This window comes from Bifidobacterium mongoliense DSM 21395, assembly GCF_000741285.1.
Lineage (GTDB): Bacteria > Actinomycetota > Actinomycetes > Actinomycetales > Bifidobacteriaceae > Bifidobacterium > Bifidobacterium mongoliense.
On the sequence record NZ_JGZE01000010.1, the window covers coordinates 216,026 to 223,003 of the forward strand.

The 6,978-nt window shown below is 62.7% G+C and carries 5 protein-coding genes; 3 read left to right on the forward strand and 2 right to left on the reverse strand.

The window, feature by feature from the left end; all coding sequences use genetic code 11:
• The first annotated feature begins 169 nt into the window (after positions 1-169).
• Entirely contained in the window at positions 170-2,449 is a 2,280-nt protein-coding gene (locus BMON_RS04850) for a HelD family protein (protein ID WP_033511237.1), read from the forward strand.
• Between the two features lie 10 nt (positions 2,450-2,459).
• Positions 2,460-3,680, forward strand: a complete 1,221-nt coding sequence (gene serA, locus BMON_RS04855) for a phosphoglycerate dehydrogenase (protein ID WP_033511414.1) — start codon at positions 2,460-2,462, stop codon at positions 3,678-3,680.
• Positions 3,681-4,020: 340 nt separating this feature from the next.
• On the opposite strand, the gene nrdR is transcribed toward serA, so the two are convergent.
• Together nrdR and BMON_RS04865 are read right to left on the reverse strand one after the other, a co-directional pair.
• Entirely contained in the window at positions 4,021-4,524 is a 504-nt protein-coding gene (gene nrdR, locus BMON_RS04860) for a transcriptional regulator NrdR (protein ID WP_081882892.1), read from the reverse strand.
• Positions 4,525-4,576: 52 nt separating this feature from the next.
• Complete coding sequence (locus BMON_RS04865; protein WP_237745331.1) at positions 4,577-4,852, reverse strand: LysM peptidoglycan-binding domain-containing protein; 276 nt, start codon at positions 4,850-4,852, stop codon at positions 4,577-4,579.
• A 508-nt stretch (positions 4,853-5,360) separates the two neighbouring features.
• Between BMON_RS04865 and lexA the strand changes: the two genes are divergently transcribed.
• Complete coding sequence (gene lexA / locus BMON_RS04870; protein ID WP_033511239.1) at positions 5,361-6,179, forward strand: transcriptional repressor LexA; 819 nt, start codon at positions 5,361-5,363, stop codon at positions 6,177-6,179.
• The last annotated feature ends 799 nt before the right edge of the window (positions 6,180-6,978 follow it).

The window sequence follows — 6,978 nt, forward strand, 5'->3', positions numbered from 1 at the left end:
GAACCTGCCATCCCGTACTGAGCAGGTAACGGAGGCGCTCGACGAAGGCCGCGCACACGTGACGCGGGTCCGCGACGTCACGCGCCACAGGCCGTCCGTGCTCGCCCGAAACGTAGAGCCGTAGCGGTATATTTGATGGCCTGAGTTTTCACGAAGGGACCACCACAGCATGTCGAGTTACTCTTCCCAGCTTCATGAGGAACAGCAGGCGGTCGACCGCGCCTATGCGCGGCTGGACGACCTGAGAGACGAAACGAAACGCCGGTTGGACACGGTGCGCGCGGCCGGATCCCACGGCTCCCCCACCCAGCGCACCGAACGCGATTCGTTCGCCACCATGTATGAAGACCGGCTCACGCAACTGCGGGCGGTCGAGGATCGGCTCGTCTTCGGACGTCTCGACGACAAGCTGGGCAATCACCGGTACATCGGCCGCATCGGCATGTCCGACCGCCGTCACGAACCGATGCTCACCGACTGGCGCGCCGAGGCGGCCAGACCCTTCTACGAGGCGACCGCCTCCACCCACGGCGACATCGTGATGCGACGTCACATCACCCTCAACTTCCGTGATGTGACGAGCATCGAAGACGAGGTGCTCGACGTGCATTCCCAGCAGGTAGGCCAGGCCTCGGCCGCCGGCACGCTGACGGGCGAAGGAGCGCTGCTCGCCTCCCTGAGCTCGCGGCGAACCGGCAAGATGACCGACATTGTGGCCACCATCCAGGCGGAGCAGGACCGCATCATCCGCGCGCCGCTCGACCGCGCCATCGTCGTGCAGGGAGGGCCGGGAACCGGCAAAACCGCCGTCGCCCTGCACCGGGCGGCGTACCTGCTCTATACCCATCGACGCCGGCTGCAGAATTCCGGGGTTCTCGTGGTGGGCCCCAGCACGGCGTTCCTGCATTACATCGATCAGGTGCTGCCTTCATTGGGTGAAACCGGCGTCGTCAGCCGGACCATCGCCGATCTCATCCCCCAGGTGCATGCCACCGCCATGGACTTCCCCCGCAACGCCCAGCTCAAGGGTGATCATCGCATGCGTTCGGTCATCGCGAACGCGGTATCCTCGCGCGAGCGGATGCCTTCGACTCTGCCATCGACGCGCATCAACGGGATCACCGTCCCCATGCTCCGCACCGATGTGGACCAGGCGCTGGATGACGCCAGGCGCACGCGCCAACCGCACAACAAGGCGCGTAACACCTTCGTGCGCAGCATGCTCACCGCCATGCGCAACCGCTACGTGGAGAACCTCGACTACACCCCCGAACAGGCCGAGCTCTCCGACGTCACCCTGCAGCTGCGCATGAACGACGACATCCGTCGGGCACTCAACCTCGCCTGGTTGCCCATGACCGGCCCATGGCTCATCGACCAGCTGTTCAGCAAGCCCCGGCAACTGCGCCGGTTCGCGAGTTGGCTGGACGATGATGACGTGCGGTCGCTCACCCGCGCGCCGCACTCCCCCATGACCCGATCCGACATACCCCTGCTCGACGAGGCCATGGAGCTGCTGGGACCCGATCCGAAGGCCCTCGCACAACGTGCGGCGGAGGCCGCGAAACGCGTGGCGGACGAGCAGTTCGCCAAGGACACCCTGTCGCAGGCGGGCATCGGCAGCGGCATCGTGAGCTCGCAGAGGCTCCTGGACGAGATGGGCGACGACTCCGGTGAACTGACGGCCCAACGGGCGGCCTCCGACCGGGAATGGACCTACGGCCACATCGTGGTCGACGAGGCGCAGGAACTGACCGCCATGGACTGGCGGATGCTGCTGCGCCGGTGCCCCTCACGCTCCTTCACCATCGTCGGCGACGTCGCCCAGACCTCCAGTCTCGGCGGCACACGAAGGTGGGAAACCACGATGGACAGACTCTTCGGCGAGCACGGCTGGGACCTCAACGAGCTGACGATCAACTACCGCAACCCCCAGGAGGTCTCGGACCTCGCGTCGCGTGTCGCGACCCGCGAAGGCCTGTACATCTCCACGCTCCACGCCGTACGTACGATCGCGGATTCGGTGCAACTCATCAGCGTCGAGAACCAGCCACGTCTGGAGGGCGCGGTCTGCGACGCCGCCCTGCCCCTGGTTGCGGCCTACGCCTCGAGCGACGGCACCGGCCGCATCGCGGTGATCGCCCCCGCAACATGCCGGGACGCACTGCGCGCGGCGCTGCGTCGACGGTTGCGCGAGGAGCTCAACCCTCGAGAATTCGCGAGGTTGGATGGGCAACGCCCCTGGGACCGGCAGATCGACGTATGCGACACCGAATCCGTGAAGGGACTGGAATACGACGCCGTGCTGCTTGTGCAACCGGGACTCATCGCGCAGGAGGCGCCCTCGCGTCTGGTGGCGGCCTCGGATCTCTACGTCTCGATGACCCGACCCACCCAGCGGCTCGTCATTGTGCGGACCAACGAGGACGAAGACGAGCTCTCGTTTTAGTATGGGGGACATGCCTACAGCATTACTTCTCGAAAACATCCACCCCTTCGCGGCGCAGTCATTGCGTGAGCACGGCTTCGATGTGCGCACGCTGCCCGGCGCCCTCTCTGAAGACGAGTTGATCGACGCGTTGGACGGCGTCGACCTGCTTGGCATCCGATCGAAGACGGCCGTCACCCGCAAGGTGATCGACGCCAGACCGGATCTGGTCGCCGTCGGCTGCTTCTGCATCGGCACGAACCAGGTCGATCTGGAATACGCCGGCGACCACGGCATCGCGGTCTTCAACGCCCCCTACTCCAACACCCGATCGGTCGTCGAGCTCGTGATCAGCGACGTCATCGGGCTGATGCGCCGCATCCCCGCCCACACCGCGCATATGCGTGATGGCGTGTGGGACAAATCCGCCGCCGGATCGCACGAAGTGCGCGGCAAGACGCTCGGCATCGTCGGCTACGGCAATATCGGCTCGCAGCTCTCCGTGGTGGCCGAGGCTTTGGGCATGCGGGTGGTCTTCTACGACATCGAGGAGAAGCTCGCTCTGGGCAACGCCCATCGCATGTGCAGCCTCAAGGAGATGCTCGCCATCTCGGACGCGGTGACCATCCATGTGGACGGCAGGCCCGAGAACACGGGGTTCTTCGGCGAGGATCAGTTCGAGGCCATGAAAGACCACGCCATTTTCATCAACCTCTCGCGCGGCTTCGTCGCCGATCTCGACGCCCTGCAGCGTCATCTGGATTCGGGGCATCTCTCCGGGGCCGCGGTCGACGTCTACCCGACCGAGCCCAAAAAGAGCGGCAATCATTTCGACACGTCCCTGGCCCGTGAGGACAATGTGATCCTCACCCCCCATATCGGAGGGTCCACCTTGGAGGCGCAGGAATCAATCGGGCACTTCGTGTCGCAGCGGCTCGAGGACTACTGGTTCCGCGGATCCACCATGCTGTCGGTGAATCTCCCCCAGATCACGTTGGGTCCGTGCCTGTCGGCCGCCAGGATCGCCCATCTGCACGCGAACATGCCAGGCGTCCTCGCCGGTCTGAACCACATGCTGGGTTCGCGAGACATCAACGTGACGGCGCAATCGCTGGCCACGCAGGATGAATTGGGCTATGTGGTCACCGACGTCGCCCAGGTTCCCGATGAGACGAGCATGCAGCAGCTGTGCGCCTTCAAGGGCGCGATTCGCGTACGTACGTTGCAGGGATCCGCTTCGCGAAAGAAGTAGACTGCGCACACAACGCACCGACCCATTCGGCCCGTTTCCCAACCCCTTGCCGGGGCAAGGAAACGGCCGAATGGCGTTCAGATCGGAGTCACCGTCATAGGTGAGGGAGGCGCGTTCCATGTGAGAGGCGCGTTCCATGTGAAAAATGCGACTCGTATGGGGGAAGCGTTCCATACGGGAGAACGCCCTCCATTCGGGAGATACGCGCCGGTGAGAGATACGTTCCACGCCGGAGAAACCCTATATACGAGGAAGATTGCCTTCGCGCGGGAGACGACCGTATGTTGGAGATGCGCTCCGTACCGGAGAAGCCCTATGCAGGGAGAATGTCCCTCATCATCTACTCCGAGGAAGTGCCGTTGCCCCGGCTGTCGCCTTGGTTGTTGTCCTGACTGTTGTCCTCGCCGTGGCGCAACTCATCAATGGCCTGTTGGAAATCGCCGAGACCCGAGAAATTCCTATAGACGCTCGCGAATCGTAGGTAGGCGACCTCATCGAGATCCCTCAACGGCTTGAGAATGGCCTTACCGACCTCATCGGATTTGACCTGCGCCTTGCCTTGGGACCGCAAGTCCTCTTCGACCTTCTGCCCCAGGAGCTTGAGATCCTCCTCACGGATCGGCCTGCCTTGGCATGCCTTACGGACGCCGGATACAACCTTGTCTAGGTTGAAGGGCTCGATATTCCCGGACCGCTTCATCACCAGCAACATCGTGGTTTCCAATGTGGTGAAACGTCGACCACATTTGGGGCATTCACGGCGCCGACGAATGGAGTGTCCATCCTCGTTAAGGCGAGTATCGACCACTTTCGTATCCGGGTTCTGACAAAACGGGCAGTGCATGAGCCCAAGAATAGCCGCAGGGCATGGATAACACCATTCCTGCAGACCTCCCCTAGGCACGCTCGGGAACGAGTATCGTCTGACCAGGCTGCAATGACGCGGACTCGAAATTGTTGAGCTCCATGAGTTCATCGACGGTGTCGGTGACGCTGGCGCCCCTCGGCGTGACCTGTCGCGCGTAGGACCACAGCGTATCGCCTGGCTGCACCGTGTAGTTCACCACGGGAATCGCACCAGTCGCCGACTCGGCGCGATGCGGCATCGCAACATTCCAACCCGACCAGACCAGTGCACCTGCGCACAGCAGCATGACGACACGCCGCAGCATGAACCTGCCTGTCCAACCAGCGGACCTCCCCCGCGACTGCGATGAGACGGACTCACGAACGAGCGGCATACCCGCGTTGGTTGCCCGCGTACCGGTTGTCCGTGTATTCATGGCCCGAGTATTCAGTGCCCGACCATTCACCGATCCAAAGTTCATCAACTCAGCGTTCACCGATCCAGTGCCCATCGAGTGAGTATTCATTGACTCAGCGTTCATAACCCGAGCAATCCTTGCCGGCGTATTGATTACCCGCGTATTCATTGCCAGCGTGCACACCGATGATGCGACAAGAGCCGCGGATCCACTCATAACCATCCGCCGCCCCGATGCGTCTACCCGTTGATTCATAGCCTGCATCTCACACCACCTTTCGAACATCTGTTCTATCGAACATATGTTTGATTATGGCACAGTTGTTCGACCGAAGCAAGGGGATAGTCGAACAGATGTTTGATTTCACCGGACATCCACGTTATGCTGGGAGCAACCCCAGAAAAAGGAGCCCGTCGTGAGCACGATACCCTTCCATCCGAAGCGAGCAGACAAGCCCGCCGCGGCCGAGGCGCTGAGCGATCGACAGACCAAGGTGCTCGCGGCCATCCGCGATTACGTCGTCGCATACGGATTCGCTCCGTCGTTCCGCGAAATCGGCAAAGAGGCCGGTCTCAAGAGTCCGTCGTCTGTCAAACACCAACTGCAGGTACTTGAAGACAAAGGCTTCATCCGCATGAACGCCAACAAGGGCCGGGCAATCGAGCTCGTCGAGGACCGCTCGGACGATCGCGCGCCGGGCACGACTCTTGCGCAGACCACTCTCACGGGATCTACGACCAGAAGCATCGACACTGGACGCGCCACCCAGGCAGGTCCGTCCAGTGTTGAATCCGATACGGGGGCACGTGCCACCATCCTGCGGTTTCCCGGTGGCCCAGAGATGTCCGAATCCATCCTTGGTTCACGTGACATCCCCCTGGTCGGCCGCATCGCGGCCGGCGCACCCATCACGGCTGAGCAACACATCGACGACGTCATGCGGCTGCCGGAACGACTCACCGGAACGGGCGATCTTTTCATGTTGGAGGTCCACGGAGATTCCATGGTTGACGCGGCCATCTGCGATGGCGATTTCGTCGTGGTACGTCAACAGAACACCGCGGTCAACGGCGATATCGTCGCTGCATTGCTCGACGACGAAGCGACGGTCAAGACCTTCCGCGACGACGGCGGCCACATCTGGCTCATTCCTCACAACCCGTCCTACTCCCCCATCGATGGCACCCACGCCACGATCATGGGTAAGGTCGTCACGGTCATGCGCAAGCTCTGAAACACGAGCCGTTCCGTGCGCCCGGAAATCCGACCGGCATGAGCTCGTCCGGGTTCAGTTCCGGCACAAGCCATTCCGTGCGCCCGAAAACCGACGCGACTACATGCCGACTACATACATCGGCAAGAAGCGCTGGGCGAACCGCCGCTGGTTCCCTCGGCGCAGCCAACATCATTACCCGCACATGACCCAATGCCCGATACACGCCTACCAATAAGAACCGGCCACTGCGTCGGTATCCTGTGGATCGAACGGCTCCACCGCAAGACGCCATCATCAATCATCATGGATTCCACGGACCCGAAAAGCACCATGAGAGATTCCCCTGGCGCCGCCCGAAACGCATGCCGCATAGACGCTCCGTGTCCCGGACGTGCCAACTGCACCCCGGAAGTGCTGACCGTGCCGCGGCTGAACCGCGTTCGCGCCGTGGTCGAACCGTAAACGGCCCGTGGACGGGCCGTAGCCGCGTCGTGGCCGCACCGTGGCCGCACCGTGGCCGCGTCGTGAACCCGCCGACCGCAGAATGCACGCCCATCTGGTGCGTCCCTGCGCTTGTTGGTACTGTCTTGAAGAGTGTGTAACTGGCTTTGATCGCCGATCCACTGGATCGGCGGGAAGGAGCCGGTGAACATGCCGACCGGGACGATGGCTGGTATGACAGCCAAAGACAAGGAACCCGACAGGGGGCGTTCCGCCGAGATGGACGCCGCCGTCGAGCCGGTAGCGTTTGGCGAAACAACAGGGCCTGGCGTCGGCCGGGCCGGGTGGCCTCCCGAAGCAATTCACCAAGACCGTG